This is a genomic window from Pseudosulfitobacter pseudonitzschiae, assembly GCF_002222635.1.
GTDB lineage: Bacteria > Pseudomonadota > Alphaproteobacteria > Rhodobacterales > Rhodobacteraceae > Pseudosulfitobacter > Pseudosulfitobacter pseudonitzschiae_A.
Genome location: NZ_CP022415.1, coordinates 2,582,597 through 2,599,211 on the forward strand (window position 1 = coordinate 2,582,597; position 16,615 = coordinate 2,599,211).

Below are 16,615 nucleotides of genomic sequence, written 5' to 3' on the forward strand. Positions count from 1 at the left end.
GCGGAATATTGCCTCAGAAACCGTTTCGCCGGACCAAGCTGGAAGCGACGCGCGAGAACACTATCTTTCGCACTCCTAATAGTTGCGATGTTCCAAAGGATCCGAATGATTAACTATTTCCATATCGCGGTAACCTACAACAAAGCTGTCCCCCAAATGGCCCCTTGTTCTTGCCAAGGTCTACCAAAATGACCGGGGCCCCGACATCCAGAACCACGGTGGCGGCTGCCATCTTGATGGAACGGTTGATCCGTGACGCCTATCCTGCGCGTCACTCGTCAGAAATTCAGCCGTTGCAGTGGTCCATCCTGCGGTATCTGGCCCGCGTGCCCGAAGACCAGCGGCAACTCAGCCGCATCGCGCCGTTCCTGAACCTGACCGCAGCCCCCGTTGCCCGCGCCCTGACGACGCTGGCGCAAAGAGGTATGCTTACGCAGCGCGTCAGCGAAACCGACAGCCGGATCAAGACGATAACCCTGACGGAATTAGGGGTTGATGCCTTGCGCCAAGATCCTATCATCTCAGTAGCTTCACGAATTGATACCTTACCCGAGAATGAGCGGAGGGACTTTATCAAGTCCATCCGGTCGATCGCATTGGGCGTGACACACCCTCCCAAACCAGTGGATGATGACAGTGCCGACACAGATACTTTTAGTTGAAGATGATCCCGCCGTTCGCAGTCTGATTGTAAAATTTCTGACACAGGGTGGCGCAGACGTACACGAGGCTGACAGCCCCGATCAGGCCCGAAAAGTGCTGGCGGAACGAACCGACATCGACCTCGCAATTCTCGATTTCTGGCTGGGAAATGACAATGCAGTCGGATTGATGGACGACCTTCACTCCGATCTGAAAGGCATTCCAATCATTATTATTTCCGGCGGAAACCCTGCCACGGACCTTGAGACAACCCAAGCCATTGCCGACATCAGCGGTGCGGTCGCATTCGTGCAAAAACCGTTCCTCAGGGCGGAACTATTGAGCGCAGTTGCCGCTGCGTTGCGTTAACTTTTTGTTAACGAATTGCCCCACCGTCACACTTTTGCCTTGATTTGGTTGCTAGTAGCAATAAGTTACTAAAAACACTGGTTGAAAGGTCAAGGTTATGAGTGGTCGCGCCGAGGATGCGGTTTCTGAAGCGAAACAAGTGATGTCAGACCTTGCCGGATATCTTCGGGCAGTCCGGTATGATTTGCCAGCAGGATCGGGCGTCGAGCTTGAGACATTGGCACAGCGGCTTGAAGTGATTGCACGCGATTGTCAGGATGAAACAACGTTCACTCGCCCAAAGCTCTACTGCGTAAAGGGTTAAACCCTTTTTGATGACCTTCCGAACGACGCCGCTGTCCAAAGCCGCGTCGTCCACACAACTGATCACCCCGACGAATTGCCCAAAGCGCCGCACATACCGTGTCGGTGCATTTTTTTTGCCCTATTTCCTCGTAGGTGCCCACGCCGAGGGCCAATCCGTTTTATATGGGGCGGCGGCATCTTGAAGACGCCCTTGCCGGTCCCATGACTGCGGGCACGCTGCGCAAAAGCTCGGGCACAGTAAAAAGCAATCCGAGCGACACTTTTATATGCGGCGGACGAAACCCCAACACCAAAATAAAAAGGCCGCCCAAGGCAACCCATTCAAACTGTAGAAAATGTGGTAGTGGCGAACGACGCCGACCACATATAAATCAATTAGTTAGGTAGGATTATTCCCGCAAATGGACGTATGCAGAGTCAATCGGTTACAAGCCCAGTTCCCAATGTGTTCTCGTATCTTGTCAGGGTGGAAGATTTTTGGCGTGTGGGGGGATGTGCCAAGCGTTATCGATTTAACCATTACCTTTTAACCCCTTTTCAACGCCAAGGCTTTGCTGCACGTCGATGGCATTCCAACCTCTTGGTTGTTGCTTTCGAAACCGCTGCCGGGCAATGCTGTGGCACTTTGATTACACCAGCCGGGAGCCTCCAGTTTGTCCGATACCTACAAACGCCATCGCCGCAATCTCAAAGCTAACCTCGCGTATTACCTGCAGCCCGGACTTTCCAAGGCCCGGATCAAATCCTTTCTCTTCAAACTGATGCCGTACAAATCCGATGTGCCCTTGGTTCGCATCGGCGGTGCAGCCGACGGGGGCTATCTGGTGCCCGATGTGCTGGACGGTCTGGTGGCTTGCTTCTCTCCAGGCGTCAGCGAATCGATGGATTTTGACATGGATATGATGAACCGAGGCGTTCCGTCTTTCATGGCCGATGCCTCGGTTGACGGATTGGTGGAAGACCACCCGCTTGCCACATTCGACAAATTATTCATCGGTCCCAAAACAGATGGCGAATTCATTACGCTTGATGACTGGGTCGCGCGCTACGCTCCGAAGAGCGGTGATATGATATTGCAAATGGACATCGAAGGGGCCGAATTTACGACCTTGCCAACGGTCAGCGACACCACATTATCTCGATTTCGCATCGTCGTGCTTGAACTGCACAATATGGGACGCGTGTTTCGCGCAGGTAAACTTGCAGAATACGAAGCGATGATGGACAAATTGTTATGTCATTACACTGTCGTCCACACTCATGTGAATAACTGCGCACCACTTGTCACGGCTGCTGGCATCAACGTACCGCCGGTTCTTGAGCTAACCCTGCTCAGACATGATTTCGTCAAAAACGCGCAACTGCAAACCAACTTGCCGCATCCGTTAGATAAGCCCAACGTATCCAACCGTGAAGATTACACACTGCCTTCGGATTGGGCAGCATACAAAAGTTGATGGCAACCGGCTTCACCACGGCCTCCCCCATATCAAGTACCCTGCGATACGTCGCCGCCCAGAAGAAGAAAACAACAACCATTTCCCAACAAAACCCTGAATTCACCCGCAAAATAGCGGGCAAGCATGGCTTTTCGGGAAACGCCTTTACCCCGATAATTGGTACCTATGCCCCGTCTGGGGCAATGTCACGAACGTAAAAAAACCGACCGCGTGAACGGTCGGGCTGGGATTGAGATACGGCTGCGGTTCGATGGCAGAATATCAGTGCAGGCATCACTGCCCGAGGCAAAGCGGCTCTGCGCGGTTGGCGTGTCGCCGAACGCATGCCGTCAGCCCAACATGACGGCGCGTCCGGCAACAATAACTAAAAAGTCTCAGACTAAGGCGGACCAGCACCTTCCCGCCAGCCAGATGCCTGCGCCGAAACTGAGATGTGCCACCAGGCTTTTCAGGCGCGATATACCCGGACGAGGTGTACAACGTGCAGCCAGTCCAGCCCCCATGCCCGGCTGAAGGACGAGAAATGGTGCCAATACGGTCAGCGCACCGAACGCAAGCGCCGGCACGAGACGAGGAACTGCAGACGAGCCCTCTCCGGTCCAGATCAGGAACACGGCAGTGAACACGATCCCGATCAGATAATGCAAGCACCAGCCGATCGGCTTTTCGCCTCCGACCGTCGGGCTCTTGGTAATCGGACGATGGAACACTTGCCCCCGCGTGAGGTAGACGAACCAGCGTCCGACAAGGGCATAGTTGAGCGGTTGAATGCCTAGGCCGCGTTTCAGGATCACCGCCACCAAGTCCATGACCAATGTGGCGCCGATACCGACGACAACAGCGTCGAGAAGCGTGTCACCCATTCCCGCGCTCCTTCTGCCCGAGCGCCGCGTAGAGCGCGATCATCAATGCAACACCCGCTGCGGCCATCAGAGCCAAGGACCAGCCGTCCTTGAGTTCGTGCCGCAGCGCGGTAAAAGCGAGGAACCCGGCCATGCCGGCAGTGGGGCCGAGTTCCATCGCCGTGTTCATGACGCCGGCGGCGAGCCCCATTCGCTCGGGCGCCATGCCTTGGGTGAGCAGCACCGCAGATGAGGCAAACATCAGTGACGTCCCGGCCGGAAGGATCACCAAGCCCGGCAAGATCTGGGCGAGATAGTCAGGTCCGAAACCAGAAAGCAGCCCGAGCCCCACCACCGCAAGGCAGAGGCCGAGAACCATCGCGCGAGCGGCGCCGAGCCGTAGGACAGCTCCGGTCGCTGGGACGCCGCCAAGGACCAGCACGGCAAGATAGGGAACCATGGCCATCGCCGTGGCCAACGGACTCCAACCCGGCCCGTCCTGCAGATAAAGCGCTAGAATGAATGTCACGAGCCCCATGCTGGCCGCCGCAAGGAGAATGCCCAAACTGCCAATTACTCGCCGACGGTCATCAAAAAAATCTGGCGGCAGAAGCGGTAGGGCGGCGCGACGTTCCCACCAGACGAACCCCGCCATGGCCAACACGGCCAGAATACCGGCGCCAGCGACCGAGGCAGACAGCCAACTGTGTTCGCTGCCCATGCTCAGCGCATAACCTCCACTCACGAAAGCCAATAGCGCGAGGACTGCGCCGAGTACATCCAGCCGACCTTGCAGTGCGTGCGCCTGTACTACCGGGAATACGCGTCCGCGCAGAACCAGGGCGACAAACACTGTCACGCAGGGCACAGCAAACATCCAGCGCCAGGAAACCCAAGTCGTCAGTACGCCTGACAGCACGGTTCCGGCTGCGGCACCGAGGACCGATACGCCTCCCCAACGTGCCATGGCACGATCAAAGTCCTGCGCATCGGGGTAAAGTACTGCGACATGTGCGACTGCAGCGGGAGCGATCATTGCAGCAGCCATGCCTTGCACGGCCCGCATCGCCACGAGTTGTTCGAAGGACGTGGAGAGCGCCGCACCAAGAGAACTGAGTCCGAAAATCCATAAGCCAATGTGCAGGACGGGCGTGCCGCCGAACCGGTCGCTGAGCCCGCCCCCAAGGAGAAGCAGGCCACTATACGGCAAACCATAGGACACCTGCAGCAGTACGAGTTCGGCGGTGTCGAGTCCGAATTCCCTGCCAATAAGTGGCAGAGGTACGCTGATGAGGGTGATGGTGAAAATCAGGATCGCTTGCACCAGAGCCAGCAGCGGGAAAGCAAGCCTTGGCGAAGCAAACGGGAGATTGGTGGTATTCGAGATGGTCATTGACCTCATACTCCATTGACGTTTTGCACGAGGTGCCCCACATACAACTTCAAGCCAGCTTGAGGTCAAGGCCATGCTCGACATTTCCGAATTGTCCCGCCGCACTGGGTTTCCCGCCTCGAAGCTACGCTATTACGAAGAGATCGGACTGATCCGATCTATTGGGCGCAAGGGACTAAAAAGGCTGTTCGAAGAGGAGGTAACCACGCGTTTGGCGCTGATATCGCTTGGACAGACGGCTGGCTTTTCGTTGACCGAAATACGCAGGCTGATCGGGGCCGAGGGCCAACCGGCGCTGGATCTTGCCGCGCTTGGCCAGAGGGCCGAAACGATCGACCAACAGATCAGCGAGCTGACGGTCCTACGGGACGGCATTCGCCATATTATGAACTGCTCCGCGGAGAACCACCTGGAGTGTCCGCGATTCAAGCGCATCATGCGCGTGGCTCTAAAACGGAGGGCCTGAGCCGGGAACCTTCGGCTGCAAGGTCTGCGTTCATGGACTGCGATGGCGACGTGTTATCCACAGCAAGGACACGGGGCAAGTCGCACCGGCTTTCGGGAACCTAGAACAATGTATGGTACAGCCGATCACTCAGCCGCTTAGCCAAGCCTAGATCGTGCAGCTGCAGCGAACAGCGGGTTTAACGGGCCACGTCGCAGCATAGCTCGGCGCCACTGGACGGCAGTAAAGGACCGGGACCGTTGATCCCCAGGACGAGACGCCAGGAAGCTGCGCCGTGCCACCGTGGCGCGGCTTCGTGCCCAGTTGGGCTCTTATCAATTCCATGATACTGCTCATATCGTTCGCATAGGAAGATGGAAATGGTCGAACTGGTTGGAAGCAGGGATTGCGGCAATTCACCGAAGAACAAGTTTGTTCAAGAGGTGGCCGCCGCGATTGAGAGCGGTCAGGCTGACCCGAAGGATTTCAGTGAGGATGTGACCTGGGAGAATTCTTTGGAGGGTCTGATCGAAGGAAGAACAGCGGTTTTGGCAAAGGTCGAGGAGCGCGAGGTGCCATTGATCATCAAGGTCGAGCACGCAATTTCCCACGGCAAGGTTGGTGCGGCGAGTGGGACAACGAAACTTGCCGATGGCCGCGAACGTCGTTTCAGCCATGTCTTTAAGTTCAAGACCACGAAGGCGGATTGCGTTCTTGCTATCAAGAGCTTCTGCTGATCACCCGAGGGCTGATTTGTCCCGATCTGCGGACCTTCAGCAATCGGAATTGCTGAGCGATTCACGACTGGCGGTCTGGTGAAGCTGCACTGCGGCGCCACTCAACCCAGCAAATTTCCGCTCTGGGCCGTCCATGACAATGAGGTGGCCCGTGGTTCAGCTTGGTGCTGAAATGCGGCCTAGGTCGGCAACGAGCCCACAACGGAAGGCCTCCGTGCCGCCAGCGCACGTTGGCTGACGACCACAATCCCTTCGCTTGGTCGAGAATTTCCACCGCAAGGATTGTCGGCAAATGGCGGGCGGCTTCCTGCCAGTTGTCTCCTTCGTCGAAGCTCGCAAAGACCGAGCCGCTGTTCGTGCCGAAATACACACCTGCCGGAACGCGCGCGTCTCCGGCCATCGCCTGACGTAGGACGGTAAAATGGCAGCTCTCCTGCGGAAGCCCCGCGCTCAGATCCCAATGCTGCCCTCGCCAAAGCCGCCACCACTGTGCCGGGCGTCGAGGTGATCGACATGCAGGCCGCCTGCCCGAACGGTTGCGACCTTGACCGCGCACAGGCGCGATGCTGTTCTTCGGCAATTCACCTCTGGCTGCGCAGTTTGTCCGTCACGAGGACGCGTGGCACACCCCATCGCTATCAGAAAACGCTTGGCGGCGTGGGCATTTCTGCGGCTTTGCAGCAGTATCTTCAGCACGTCTCCGTTTGCGTCAACCGCTCGCCAAAGCCAGTGTTTTCGCCCTCGAATTGAAATCACGACCTCGTCCAGGTGCCATTTGCCGGCAGGAACCGGGCATTCGCGACGGATTTTGGCCGCTATCTGCGTTCCGAACCGCTGGTACCACACCCGGACGCTTTCATACGAGATGATTACGCCCCGTTCGGCCAACATATCCTCGACATCGCGCATCCCCGGTCACGACCTTGCCCCGGAGGGTGATCAGCCCGAAGCGGCCCCATGGCCCTTGGCGCGAATCTGCGATAGCTGATCTTCCCCGCGCGGGTCGCGAACTGGTAAGATGCGGGACAAGGCGTCATTCCGCTGAGACTACAGCAACGTTCGCTTTAAGGCTGCCTTTCAATAAACCGCTATTTTAAATAGCCTACGCTCCGCCGCTACTCAAGAAAACCCACCGGTATTCCAAAAAGAATAAACTACATAGAGGCTGCCAACTGCGCTACCTGTAAGTAGGCTATACCGTCTTTGCCACGGGATTGGGTCGATCAGGCGCTTAGGGGGCGGGGGTTTGCCACGCCATTTGTGCCAAAGAGCAACCAGACCAGAAACAAGGCCTTCGAAAAACATCTGGATCAGCAACAACGGCCAAAAGAGCGCGATGATCATCCAGCCGAAATCAAACAAGACAAAGACTACGACTCCGGTGAAAACCACTCCCATAAAGAGCCCGAGCAGTAGCCCCCCAACAATCCAAGGGATATCACTGTGCTGATAGGGTCGAGTTGGGCGGTCGCTCATGTCAAGAGGATCAGTTTCATGCAATGATGGCTTTTGGGTAGGTGGGTCGTTTCCACCATAATTTTTGAAAAATCTTATACTACAAGCCCTTGGCAAAAAGCGCTTTTATTTTGTCACGTCTTTGGCGGCACTGGGAATAGCAGACACTCGCGCAAGCCGCAGCATTGATCACTTTGGGCTTATTCTGTTGAAAAACTCCCATACAGCGTGTTGGGGCCAAATTTAGAAGAGTAAAACTCCGAATTTCCAAAATTACAACGGCGTCACAGGGTGCAATCAGTTTTTCGGGGGACGATTTCCCGCTTTTCCAAAATTTTCAGGTGCAGCAAAGAGTTTTTCAACATGGAGTAATCCCGATCTGTCTCTGCCAGTCGGCCGGTATAATGAACAGGCAACAACAGAAAGGAACCGACGGATGGAATATTATGCTGGTTTGGACCGGCGTTATTGCAGATATCTGACGCCATAGGATTCACTTCGCGAATCCATACGGTTACACGGGCTGCATGAGCAAGCCACCTCTCACCCGCTATCGTACGACGAACTGGTCCAGCTACAACGCGGCGCTGCCCAAGCGTGGATCTCTGCTGATCCGCTGACCGGCAGGGCATTGCGCAGCATGATCCCGTCGGGCAGTGGGTGGCGCCTATGACACGCGCCGGTGCCACAGCGCGATCCTCGTGCGCGACGCGGTCCCGATCATTCCAATCCGCAAGAATGGTCGATTGTGGAAGGAAGACTGCCCGGCGGCATGCGCTGCCTGAAAGCCTTCGGCGAGCGCATTGCCGCGAGAGACCCCAACCGCCAGATCGCCGGAATCCACATTCGCATCGCCCTCATGAACCGCTTCTCGGCCCTCGGCACCACCGAGATCGAACGCGTATCATAACGTCAACGGGGTAAGGGGAAGTCACGTCTCATATGTGGGTAATGCAACAACGCCGATCTGAACGCCCCAGCGGCTTGCGTTCGAGTTGATGCGTCGAACCTGCACATCAATCGGGGACACCTGTCGACTTGGTGAAGGAATGGTCAATGACGGCTGGCTGATCTACCGCCGCCAGAAATCCGGCAACGAGGCAACCTGCCCTTTCACTGTGTCCGGTCCAGACGGGTTTGAAGCCGACGGCAACCTTGCCCAATGCCTGAAAACAAAGCCATCGGCACATGACCTACCTTGTCACCGCCCAGGGAGCACCACGCAGCCCCAAGAGCGCCGCACAGTGGTTGTCCCGAGCGTGTACGGCGGCAGAGTTGAACAGCACCAAAACAGCTCACGGGATAAGAAAACACCGCGCCGCCGTGTTCAAAGAAAATGGGGCCGCATCCGATCAGCGCATGGCGATTCTGGGCCACGAAACCGCCACTGAAGCCGCGCGCTATAGCAAGTCCGCAGACCTTCGCAGGGTCATAACGGGAACAGAAAGTTCCCAGTCGCAGAACCATAGCTCCCAAGAATCAGGAATTACCTAACAAAAACAAATCTGTTTTGGGGTAGTGGCGGACCAAGGAGGATTCGAACCCCCGACCCCTTGATTCGTAGTCAAGTACTCTATCCAGCTGAGCTATTGGTCCACTGGCGCGGGGTTTAGTCGGACTGGCGCGCGGGTGCAAGCCCTGATCCGCGATTTATGTCAGGAAAATCCGTATCGGCAATGGCGCCGGTTAAAGGGTGCCGTCGTTTTTGGGCAGGCAGATCGAAAAGGTCGTTCCGTCGGGGCCGCTGTGCAGCAGGGTAAGCGTGCCGCCGTGACCGCGCACCAGTTCCTGACTGATCGCAAGGCCAAGGCCCGAGCCACCCTTTCGGATGCCGCCCTGAAAGGCCGTGAACAGGTGTTCGCGGGCTTTGGGCGGCAGGCCGGGGCCCGTATCGGCGACTTCGATCCACCAGGCTTCGGCGTCCTCGCGGGCAGAAACCGCGATTTCGCCGGGCTTGCCCGAGGCGACGATTGCCTGCCGCGCGTTGCGCACAAGGTTGGACAGCACACGAAACAGCTGTTCGACATCGGCCCGCAGCGTCAGCATGGCGGGGACGTCTTCGGCAAAGCTCAGATCATAGCCGTCCACGGCAAGACGCTCGGCCTCGATCACTTCGGCAACGGTTTCGGCCAGTTGCACCCGCGCCAGCGTCGGGCCCGGCTCTTCGGCCTTTCCAAAGGCCAGCGTGCTTTCACACAGATGAACGGCGCGGGTGATTGACCCCACCAGTTTCGGCGCCATCCGCCGCACCAGCGGGTCGTCAGATCCCTCGATACGGTCCACGAACAACTGCGCCGAGGTCAGGATGTTGCGCAAATCATGGCTGATCTTGCTGACTGCCCCGCCCAGTTGCGCCAACCGTTCTTTTTGGCGCAGCGCCTGTGTCAGTTCGGTTTCCAACGATTGCAGGGCAGTTTCAGCCTCGCGCAGTTCTCGGATGCCCGCGCCAGGCGTGATGATGCGGCGCGAATCCTCTGGTGCTGCGGCATAATTCTGCATGTGCCCCACCACCCGTTTGATCGGCTTCACCAAAAACGCACGCACCGCCAGAAACAGCATCAACGCCGTGATGATCGAGATTACCGCCGACAGAATCAGAATACGTATGCCGTACTCAACCATTGCCGCCCGCAAGGGTGCTGCGTCCATCGTCACCTCGATCAACAGCCCCGCTTCGCGCACCGGTGCGCCGATCACGCGGATCACCTCTTGATCCGTGTCCACCAACCGCGTCAGCGCGTCCTTGATCAGCGTCATCGCACTGGCATCGCGCAAATCAAAGGTGGCCGCGATCGGCTGCGGCATGGGCGACGACAACATCAACTGGCGCGCCTCGTTGCGGCGCAGCACCACGTTGAACACGCCCGCGTTCTCCAACAGTTCCTTTTCCAGATCAGGGTTCAGCATGTCATCCGCCAGCAAAGCCAGCGACGCGATCTGCGCCCGCTCAAGATGCGACAAAAGATAGTCTTCGCGAAACCGCGCAATCGAGGGCACAAAAATCAATACCTCGGCCAACATCACAAAGATGGTGGTCAGGATCAGAAATCGGCCGGACAGAGAATTCAACATTGTGCGTTTACGGTGTCAGGGAATGAAGCGCTGGACAAGTCCAACGACAGTTTTGACCAGCTTACTGTCAAACAAGCGCGGACTGAAATAGGCGCCTGCGGCGCGCTTGTTCACTTCGCCAATGGTCGGATAGGGCGACACCATCGCAGCGACCTGACTCATTTTCATATTGTTGGCCAGAACCAGCGCCCACAGGTTGATCAACTCGCCCGCCTGATGACCCACGATGGATGCACCGACAGGGCGGCCCTTGACCACCATCACCTTGATAAAGCCGCGTGACTTGCGTTCGGCAATGGCGCGGTCGTTGTGGTGGTAATCAAAGCGGACAACCTCAAGCCTGTCGCCATATGTGTCGCGCGCCTGCGCCTCGGTCAGGCCGACCTGCGCCAGTTCGGGGTCGGTATAGGTAGCCCACGGAATATGCGCCGTCTTGGCCTTGGACGGTAAAGCAAACAGAAGCGACCGGACGATCACGCCCGCGTGGTATCCCGCCACATGGGTAAACTGCATGCCGCCCGCCACATCGCCGATGGCATAAACACGGCGGTTGGTGGTGCGCAGGCTGGCATCCACCTTGACGCCGCGCGTGGTGGTTTCTATCCCCGCTGCGGTCAGGTTCAGCCGTTCGGTATTGGTCTTGCGGCCCACGGCCATCAGCAGATGCGAGCCGTGAAAGCTCCGCCCATCCCCGGTCTCGATGGTGATGTCGCCCGCTGTACCGCTGATGCGGGACGCCGTGGCGCCTTCGGCAATTTCCACACCCTCGTCTTTCAACGATTGTAGCACCACTTGTGCCAGTTCCGGATCATCGTTGCCCAGCGCTTTGTCACCCTCGATCACGGTGACCTTGCTGCCCAAGCGCACATGCGCCTGCGCCATTTCCATGCCGATGGGCCCGCCGCCGACAATCAACAGGTGCTCGGGCTGTTCGCGCAGCTCGAACAGGGTCTCGTTGGTCTCATATGGCACCTCGTCCAGTCCCGGAATCGGCGGCACCAAGGGCGATGAGCCTGTGGCAATGACGACGCGGCGCGCAGTGATTTCGGTGTCGCCCGCCTGCACCGTGCGGTCAGAGGTAAAGCGGCCCCATTCGCGGAGAACACGCACGCCCAATCCCTCGAACCGCTCGACACTGTCGACGGGGGCAATCTGGGCAATAACATCGGCCACGTGATCCTTGGCAGCGGCGTAATCGACAGCACCTGCCGCATCGGCGACACCGTATTGGGCACTGTGCCGCTGCCCATAGGCCGCCTTGGCCGACGCGATCAGCGCCTTGGATGGAACGCAGCCGTAATTCAGACAATCGCCACCCATCTTATGCCCCTCCAGCAGGGTCACATCCGCCCCCATCTGCACAGCGCCCGCCGCCACTGAAAGTCCACCAGAACCTGCGCCAATGATCAGAATATCGGTTTTGATCTTGTTCATTTCAGAACGTCTTTCTTGCCTGTGACGGCTTTGTACAGGATGGGCAGCAGCGCCAGCGCAACCAGACCCATCAGGGGGAACAAAATGTGTGGTGCAAAGATAATGCCAAGATCAGGCGTGTCACCCCGTGCGAACACCTGCCCCAGACCCGCGCCCACCGAAGTATAAACAACAGCCCCCGGCATGATTCCGAAGAATGTCGACACAACAAAACGATACAGCGGAACCTGCATAAAGGCAGGCACCAGATTCGCCACGAAAAACGGCACCGCAGGCACCAACCGGATCAGAAACAGCATCGACCACTGGTTTGCGTCGATCCCGTCCTTGATCCGTTTGACCACACCTTTGCTGGTCTCCAGTTTGGCACCCAGTTGCGCGCCCAGTCCGTGCCGCGCCGCCAGAAAGATCAACGTGGCCCCGATGGTGGCCGCCGTAACATTGAACGCCGTTCCCAGTACCGTGCCGAACAGGAATCCCCCCGTAAGCGTCGCAATCGTCGCCCCCGGCAACGAAAAGGCCACGACCAGCACATAGGCCGCGATAAAGCCCAGCGCCGTCAGGAAATAATTGTCGTCGCGAAACGCCAGCAGCGCCGCGCGGTTGTCGCGCAGGGTGTCGAAGCTCAGGTAATCGCGCAGGGTAAAGGCACCGATGCCCGCCACCACCAGTATCACAATCAGTGGCAAGCGGCGCAGCAGCGCAGATTTTTGTGGCTTCATCTGATCTTGGTGCATGGAATTGCGGCCTTTGGCAATGAACTGGGCATGGTGTAGACGAAAGGTGCGCGTGTTCCGATGGCTGTAACAGGACATTCACGCGCGGGTGATCAGCGGTGATCGGATCGGGCCTGTTTTCAGCTTGTGGAGCGGTTTTGAAACATTAAAACGACCCCTGCAGTGCAAATGTTGCACCTTATGGCGCGTTTTGTCGGATTGAGGGTTTGACTTGCCCCCCCACGGCGGTTAGAGCACGGGCCTTGAACACATTCCGGGCCTAGCGATTCCGCGCAGCCCATCCGAAAAGACGGAGACGGAGCGATGAAACGCACCTTTCAACCAAGCAACCTCGTGCGCAAACGGCGCCACGGTTTCCGCTCGCGCATGGCGACAAAAGCAGGTCGCAAGATCCTGAACGCCCGTCGCGCACGTGGCCGGAAGTCGCTGAGCGCGTAAGCGCCCTGCGTCACGGTATTTCGACATGACCCCGCCGGAGGCCCCCGCAGACAGCGTTCGCGCTGGATCGGACCAGCCTCGGGCGGGTTTGTCACGTTTGGCAGCTCTCAAAAGCGATCAGGTTCTGAAAAACCGCGCCGATTTCTTGCGTGCGGCGCGTGGCCCCCGTGTGGTCACCCCCGGATTTGTATTGCAGATTCGCGCCCGTGGCGACGATGCGCCGCTGCGCGTCGGCTTTACCTGCTCGAAAAAGGTCGGCAATGCCGTAGCCCGCAACCGTGCCAAGCGCCGCCTGCGTGAAATCGCACGGCTGGAGCTGCCTGCGCACGGCGCGGCAGGCACCGATTATGTGCTGATCGGTCGCCATCAGGTCACCGCAACCCGCGACTTTGAACAGATGCGCCGCGACCTGCGCGCCGCTCTGGCCCCCAAATGAGCCCGCTGGCCCATCTGCTCGCCCTGCCGGTGCGTGCCTACCGGCTGGTGTTTTCACCTTGGGTCGGGTTCAACTGCCGCTATCAGCCCACCTGCAGTGCCTATGCTTTGGAAGCGCTGGAAAAACACGGCGCCCTGCGCGGCAGCCTGCTGGCGGCACGGCGGATCGGGCGCTGTCACCCGTGGGGTGGCGACGGTTATGACCCGGTTCCCGACCATACCCACGACTGACCCGACAACGGCGCAAGGCCACTGGATTTGACCGTGGCATAGGAGTATCAGGCCCCATGCGTGACGAGATTTCAGAGATACACGCGCTTTTTGAAGGCGCCCCCGACAGCACCGAATTTCGCAAGCTGCGCAAACGCATCGTGCGCTATACCCGCGAGGCGATCGAGCAATACGGCATGATCGAAGCGGGCGCGCATGAACCCGGTGCCAAGCGGCAGAAATGGCTGGTTTGCCTGTCGGGTGGCAAGGACAGTTATACTTTGCTGGCCGTGCTGCACGAACTGCAATGGCGCGGGTTACTGCCCGTGGACCTGCTGGCTTGCAATCTGGATCAGGGACAGCCGAACTTTCCCGCGACCGTTCTCCCCGAGTTTCTCGAACGCATGGGCGTCCCGCACCGGATCGAATACCAAGACACCTATTCCATCGTTGTCGACAAAGTGCCCGCTGGCCGCACATTTTGTGCGCTGTGTTCACGTCTGCGGCGCGGCAATCTCTACCGGATCGCGCGAGAGGAAGGGTGCAGTGCCGTTGTGCTGGGCCATCACCGCGACGACATTCTAGAGACATTTTTCATGAACCTTTTCCATGGCGGGCGTCTGGCCACGATGCCGCCAAAGCTGGTCAATGAAGAGGGCGACCTGTTCCTCTACCGTCCGCTGGCCCACGTGGCCGAGGCCGATTGCGAAAAATTTGCCCGCGCGATGAATTATCCGATCATCCCCTGTGATCTGTGCGGCAGTCAGGACGGCCTGCAACGTCAACAGGTTAAGCAAATTCTGGACGGCTGGGAGGCCAACAGCCCCGGCCGCCGCCAGGTGATGTTCCGCGCCCTGATGAACGCCCGGCCCTCGCATCTGCTGGACCCGAAACTGTTCGATTTTGCGGGGTTGATGCTAAAATCGGAAGGATTTGACGCAAATCAGGACGGTATTCCCGACCTGCGTTAACTCCGGCCTTACATCCTTCGTCGCACTCTGCCGGTGCTTTGCGCCCTATTGCGCTTATGTCCAGCGAGGGATTCTAATGGCCAAACGTGCGCCACGATTTTTGACCCGGTTGCGTGAAAACCTTCGGGTGGTCTTTTACGGCCCACAGGCGCTGGCGTTTCTGTCTGCTGTGATGCTGGCCGCCTATTGGTGGGGCGGCGAAACCGTGTTGGTTGGTATTGGTATTATCGTACCCGTTCTTCTGCTGGCTTTGCATTCATCCGGACCAAACGGCATCCCGCCCATGCGCGATTCCGGCACCGGCGTGCTGCAACGGGCCCATTTCGAGGATATGGTTGCGCACATCTGGCAAGCAGCACGTGACGGACAAACGGCGTCTGCCCTGTTGTTTCTGGAACTGGATGACTTTGACGGGCTGATGAACCAGCATGGACAGGCCGCTGCCGATACGGTCGCCGCGCGGGTAATGCAGCGCATCGTTACCGCGCTGCGCGACGACGACGTGGTAACCCGCACCGGCGACGCGCGTTTTGCCATTTGCTGTGCGCCCTCCGCGCGCATTGACCTTGAAATTTGCATTCAACTGGCGGGCCGGATCCAATGCGCCATCGAAGAGCCGATCGCGGTGGATGGCACCACGGTCTATATGTCTTGTGCTGTTGGGTTCTGCCTGAATTCGCGCGCGCCCGAATCCAATGCGGAAAGCTGGATGACCGCCGCGCGTACCGCCCTGCTCGAGGCGCGGCGGCGCGGGCCATCGACGATCCGCGCCTATTCCCAAGAGATGCAATTGGCCAAAACCGCCCGCACCGCTCTGCGCGAAGAGGCTGCGGTGGCACTGGAAAGCGGTCATATCCAGCCTTGGTACCAGCCGCAAATTTCCACCGACACAGGGCGGGTGACGGGCTTTGAGGCGCTGGCGCGCTGGGTTCACCCTGATCGCGGCGTCATTTCGCCCGCAGAGTTCCTGCCCGCGCTGGACGAAGCTGGCCTGTTGGAACGTCTGTCCGAAGTGATGATGTATCATACCTTTACCGCGCTCAAGGCATGGGACGCCGCCGGCGTGCAGGTGCCACAAGTGGGGGTGAACTTTTCGGGCAGCGAATTGCGCAATCCCCGGCTGGTGGAAAAGATCACATGGGAACTGGACCGTTTCGATCTAGCGCCGGAACGGCTGGCGGTCGAGGTTCTGGAAACGGTCGTGACAGCCACCCCCGATGACGTGGTTTGCCGCAACCTGAGCGGATTGGGCAAATTGGGCTGCCGGATTGATCTGGATGATTTTGGCACCGGCAATGCCTCGATTGCTGCGATCCGGCGGTTTTCGGTCACGCGCATCAAGATCGACCGCAGCTTTGTGATGAAATCCGATCGCGACCCCGAACAACAGCGAATGATCAGCGCCATCTTGACGATGGCCGAGCGGTTACAGGTCGAGACCTTGGCCGAAGGGGTTGAAACAGTTGGTGAACATGCGCTGCTGGCGCAGTTGGGCTGCGATCACGTTCAGGGTTTTGGCATCTGCAAACCCATTCCCTTCGAGCAGACGCTGACATGGATACGGTCCCACGACGCCAAACTGGCAGATGCCCCTTCGATCACCGGCAGGCGGGGCAATTGCCCCTGATAATACAGCCTGCCTGCGCGGAATGGGCGCGGTCAACCGACC

16 protein-coding genes, 1 tRNA gene and 3 pseudogenes are annotated in these 16,615 nt (G+C 58.4%); 11 read left to right on the forward strand and 9 right to left on the reverse strand.

Going from position 1 to position 16,615, the window contains the following annotated elements; translation table 11 throughout:
- The first annotated feature begins 188 nt into the window (after nucleotides 1-188).
- From SULPSESMR1_RS12560 to SULPSESMR1_RS12575, 3 genes are all read left to right on the forward strand, one after another.
- Nucleotides 189-662 carry a MarR family winged helix-turn-helix transcriptional regulator gene (locus SULPSESMR1_RS12560; RefSeq protein WP_089421136.1) on the forward strand — a complete coding sequence of 158 codons (474 nt, stop codon included), beginning with the start codon at nucleotides 189-191 and terminating at the stop codon, nucleotides 660-662.
- On the forward strand, nucleotides 631-1,011 hold the full coding sequence (locus tag SULPSESMR1_RS12565) for a response regulator (protein ID WP_240311460.1): 381 nt from the start codon (nucleotides 631-633) through the stop codon (nucleotides 1,009-1,011). The genes SULPSESMR1_RS12560 and SULPSESMR1_RS12565 overlap by 32 nt, the downstream gene beginning before the upstream one ends.
- Before the next feature lie 959 nt (nucleotides 1,012-1,970).
- Complete coding sequence (locus SULPSESMR1_RS12575) at nucleotides 1,971-2,774, forward strand: FkbM family methyltransferase (RefSeq protein WP_089421139.1); 804 nt, start codon at nucleotides 1,971-1,973, stop codon at nucleotides 2,772-2,774.
- A gap of 377 nt (nucleotides 2,775-3,151) precedes the next feature.
- Here the strand turns inward: SULPSESMR1_RS12575 and SULPSESMR1_RS12580 are convergent, their stop codons facing one another.
- Nucleotides 3,152-3,640 (reverse strand): DUF2938 domain-containing protein, encoded by a 489-nt coding sequence (locus SULPSESMR1_RS12580; RefSeq protein WP_089421140.1) that lies wholly within the window; start codon nucleotides 3,638-3,640, stop codon nucleotides 3,152-3,154.
- Nucleotides 3,633-5,012 carry an MFS transporter gene (locus SULPSESMR1_RS12585; protein WP_089421141.1) on the reverse strand — a complete coding sequence of 460 codons (1,380 nt, stop codon included), beginning with the start codon at nucleotides 5,010-5,012 and terminating at the stop codon, nucleotides 3,633-3,635. Before SULPSESMR1_RS12585 ends, SULPSESMR1_RS12580 begins: the two co-directional genes overlap by 8 nt.
- Nucleotides 5,013-5,085: 73 nt before the next feature.
- Here SULPSESMR1_RS12585 and SULPSESMR1_RS12590 point away from each other — a divergent pair, with 73 nt between their 5' ends.
- Together SULPSESMR1_RS12590 and SULPSESMR1_RS12595 are read left to right on the forward strand one after the other, a co-directional pair.
- Nucleotides 5,086-5,478 (forward strand): helix-turn-helix domain-containing protein, encoded by a 393-nt coding sequence (locus SULPSESMR1_RS12590; RefSeq protein ID WP_089421142.1) that lies wholly within the window; start codon nucleotides 5,086-5,088, stop codon nucleotides 5,476-5,478.
- A gap of 359 nt (nucleotides 5,479-5,837) precedes the next feature.
- Nucleotides 5,838-6,194 (forward strand): hypothetical protein, encoded by a 357-nt coding sequence (locus SULPSESMR1_RS12595; protein ID WP_089421143.1) that lies wholly within the window; start codon nucleotides 5,838-5,840, stop codon nucleotides 6,192-6,194.
- A gap of 253 nt (nucleotides 6,195-6,447) precedes the next feature.
- On the opposite strand, the pseudogene SULPSESMR1_RS25415 reads toward SULPSESMR1_RS12595, so the two are convergent.
- The 3 genes and pseudogenes from SULPSESMR1_RS25415 to SULPSESMR1_RS12610 all read right to left on the reverse strand — a co-directional run.
- Nucleotides 6,448-6,645, reverse strand: a pseudogene (locus SULPSESMR1_RS25415) (exo-alpha-sialidase); the annotation flags it as partial.
- A 139-nt stretch (nucleotides 6,646-6,784) separates the two neighbouring features.
- Nucleotides 6,785-7,103: pseudogene (locus tag SULPSESMR1_RS12605) on the reverse strand (IS6 family transposase); the annotation flags it as partial.
- Nucleotides 7,104-7,313: 210 nt separating this feature from the next.
- Nucleotides 7,314-7,670, reverse strand: a complete 357-nt coding sequence (locus SULPSESMR1_RS12610; RefSeq protein WP_089421144.1) for a hypothetical protein — start codon at nucleotides 7,668-7,670, stop codon at nucleotides 7,314-7,316.
- 641 nt (nucleotides 7,671-8,311) lie between these two features.
- On the opposite strand from SULPSESMR1_RS12610, the pseudogene SULPSESMR1_RS25245 reads away from it, so the two are divergent.
- Nucleotides 8,312-8,559 (forward strand): annotated as a pseudogene (locus SULPSESMR1_RS25245) (IS5/IS1182 family transposase); the annotation flags it as partial.
- A 609-nt stretch (nucleotides 8,560-9,168) separates the two neighbouring features.
- On the opposite strand, the gene SULPSESMR1_RS12625 reads toward SULPSESMR1_RS25245, so the two are convergent.
- The 4 genes from SULPSESMR1_RS12625 to SULPSESMR1_RS12640 form a co-directional block, all read right to left on the reverse strand.
- Nucleotides 9,169-9,245, reverse strand: a tRNA-Arg gene (locus SULPSESMR1_RS12625).
- A gap of 90 nt (nucleotides 9,246-9,335) precedes the next feature.
- Entirely contained in the window at nucleotides 9,336-10,721 is a 1,386-nt protein-coding gene (locus SULPSESMR1_RS12630; protein WP_089421146.1) for a sensor histidine kinase, read from the reverse strand.
- A 15-nt stretch (nucleotides 10,722-10,736) separates the two neighbouring features.
- The gene (locus tag SULPSESMR1_RS12635; RefSeq protein WP_089421147.1) at nucleotides 10,737-12,155 is read right to left on the reverse strand and encodes a dihydrolipoyl dehydrogenase family protein; all 1,419 of its coding nucleotides are present in this window, start codon (nucleotides 12,153-12,155) and stop codon (nucleotides 10,737-10,739) included.
- Nucleotides 12,152-12,892 carry a TVP38/TMEM64 family protein gene (locus SULPSESMR1_RS12640; protein WP_240311456.1) on the reverse strand — a complete coding sequence of 247 codons (741 nt, stop codon included), beginning with the start codon at nucleotides 12,890-12,892 and terminating at the stop codon, nucleotides 12,152-12,154. The genes SULPSESMR1_RS12635 and SULPSESMR1_RS12640 overlap by 4 nt, the downstream gene beginning before the upstream one ends.
- Before the next feature lie 303 nt (nucleotides 12,893-13,195).
- Between SULPSESMR1_RS12640 and rpmH the strand changes: the two genes are divergently transcribed.
- The 5 genes from rpmH to SULPSESMR1_RS12665 all read left to right on the forward strand — a co-directional run bounded on the left by rpmH (nucleotide 13,196) and on the right by SULPSESMR1_RS12665 (nucleotide 16,573).
- Nucleotides 13,196-13,330: a 50S ribosomal protein L34 gene (rpmH, locus tag SULPSESMR1_RS12645; protein WP_072775959.1), complete on the forward strand. Its 135-nt coding sequence runs from the start codon at nucleotides 13,196-13,198 to the stop codon at nucleotides 13,328-13,330.
- 25 nt (nucleotides 13,331-13,355) lie between these two features.
- Nucleotides 13,356-13,766: a ribonuclease P protein component gene (gene rnpA, locus SULPSESMR1_RS12650; protein ID WP_089421148.1), complete on the forward strand. Its 411-nt coding sequence runs from the start codon at nucleotides 13,356-13,358 to the stop codon at nucleotides 13,764-13,766.
- Nucleotides 13,763-13,996 carry a membrane protein insertion efficiency factor YidD gene (gene yidD, locus SULPSESMR1_RS12655; RefSeq protein ID WP_089421149.1) on the forward strand — a complete coding sequence of 78 codons (234 nt, stop codon included), beginning with the start codon at nucleotides 13,763-13,765 and terminating at the stop codon, nucleotides 13,994-13,996. The genes rnpA and yidD overlap by 4 nt, the downstream gene beginning before the upstream one ends.
- Nucleotides 13,997-14,052: 56 nt before the next feature.
- On the forward strand, nucleotides 14,053-14,946 hold the full coding sequence (gene ttcA, locus SULPSESMR1_RS12660) for a tRNA 2-thiocytidine(32) synthetase TtcA (RefSeq protein ID WP_089421150.1): 894 nt from the start codon (nucleotides 14,053-14,055) through the stop codon (nucleotides 14,944-14,946).
- A gap of 76 nt (nucleotides 14,947-15,022) precedes the next feature.
- Nucleotides 15,023-16,573 (forward strand): putative bifunctional diguanylate cyclase/phosphodiesterase, encoded by a 1,551-nt coding sequence (locus tag SULPSESMR1_RS12665; RefSeq protein ID WP_089421151.1) that lies wholly within the window; start codon nucleotides 15,023-15,025, stop codon nucleotides 16,571-16,573.
- The last annotated feature ends 42 nt before the right edge of the window (nucleotides 16,574-16,615 follow it).

Bases quoted from the DNA above. Each gene is read 5' to 3' on its own strand.
- SULPSESMR1_RS12560 (WP_089421136.1), top strand. From the start codon at position 189: ATGACCGGGGCCCCGACATCCAGAACCACGGTGGCGGCTGCCATCTTG.
- SULPSESMR1_RS12565 (WP_240311460.1), top strand. From the start codon at position 631: ATGACAGTGCCGACACAGATACTTTTAGTTGAAGATGATCCCGCCGTT.
- SULPSESMR1_RS12580 (WP_089421140.1), bottom strand. From the start codon at position 3,640: ATGGGTGACACGCTTCTCGACGCTGTTGTCGTCGGTATCGGCGCCACA.
- SULPSESMR1_RS12585 (WP_089421141.1), bottom strand. From the start codon at position 5,012: ATGACCATCTCGAATACCACCAATCTCCCGTTTGCTTCGCCAAGGCTT.
- SULPSESMR1_RS12590 (WP_089421142.1), top strand. From the start codon at position 5,086: ATGCTCGACATTTCCGAATTGTCCCGCCGCACTGGGTTTCCCGCCTCG.
- SULPSESMR1_RS12595 (WP_089421143.1), top strand. From the start codon at position 5,838: ATGGTCGAACTGGTTGGAAGCAGGGATTGCGGCAATTCACCGAAGAAC.
- SULPSESMR1_RS12610 (WP_089421144.1), bottom strand. From the start codon at position 7,670: ATGAGCGACCGCCCAACTCGACCCTATCAGCACAGTGATATCCCTTGG.
- SULPSESMR1_RS12630 (WP_089421146.1), bottom strand. From the start codon at position 10,721: ATGTTGAATTCTCTGTCCGGCCGATTTCTGATCCTGACCACCATCTTT.
- SULPSESMR1_RS12635 (WP_089421147.1), bottom strand. From the start codon at position 12,155: ATGAACAAGATCAAAACCGATATTCTGATCATTGGCGCAGGTTCTGGT.
- SULPSESMR1_RS12640 (WP_240311456.1), bottom strand. From the start codon at position 12,892: ATGCACCAAGATCAGATGAAGCCACAAAAATCTGCGCTGCTGCGCCGC.
- rpmH (WP_072775959.1), top strand. From the start codon at position 13,196: ATGAAACGCACCTTTCAACCAAGCAACCTCGTGCGCAAACGGCGCCAC.
- rnpA (WP_089421148.1), top strand. From the start codon at position 13,356: ATGACCCCGCCGGAGGCCCCCGCAGACAGCGTTCGCGCTGGATCGGAC.
- yidD (WP_089421149.1), top strand. From the start codon at position 13,763: ATGAGCCCGCTGGCCCATCTGCTCGCCCTGCCGGTGCGTGCCTACCGG.
- ttcA (WP_089421150.1), top strand. From the start codon at position 14,053: ATGCGTGACGAGATTTCAGAGATACACGCGCTTTTTGAAGGCGCCCCC.
- SULPSESMR1_RS12665 (WP_089421151.1), top strand. From the start codon at position 15,023: ATGGCCAAACGTGCGCCACGATTTTTGACCCGGTTGCGTGAAAACCTT.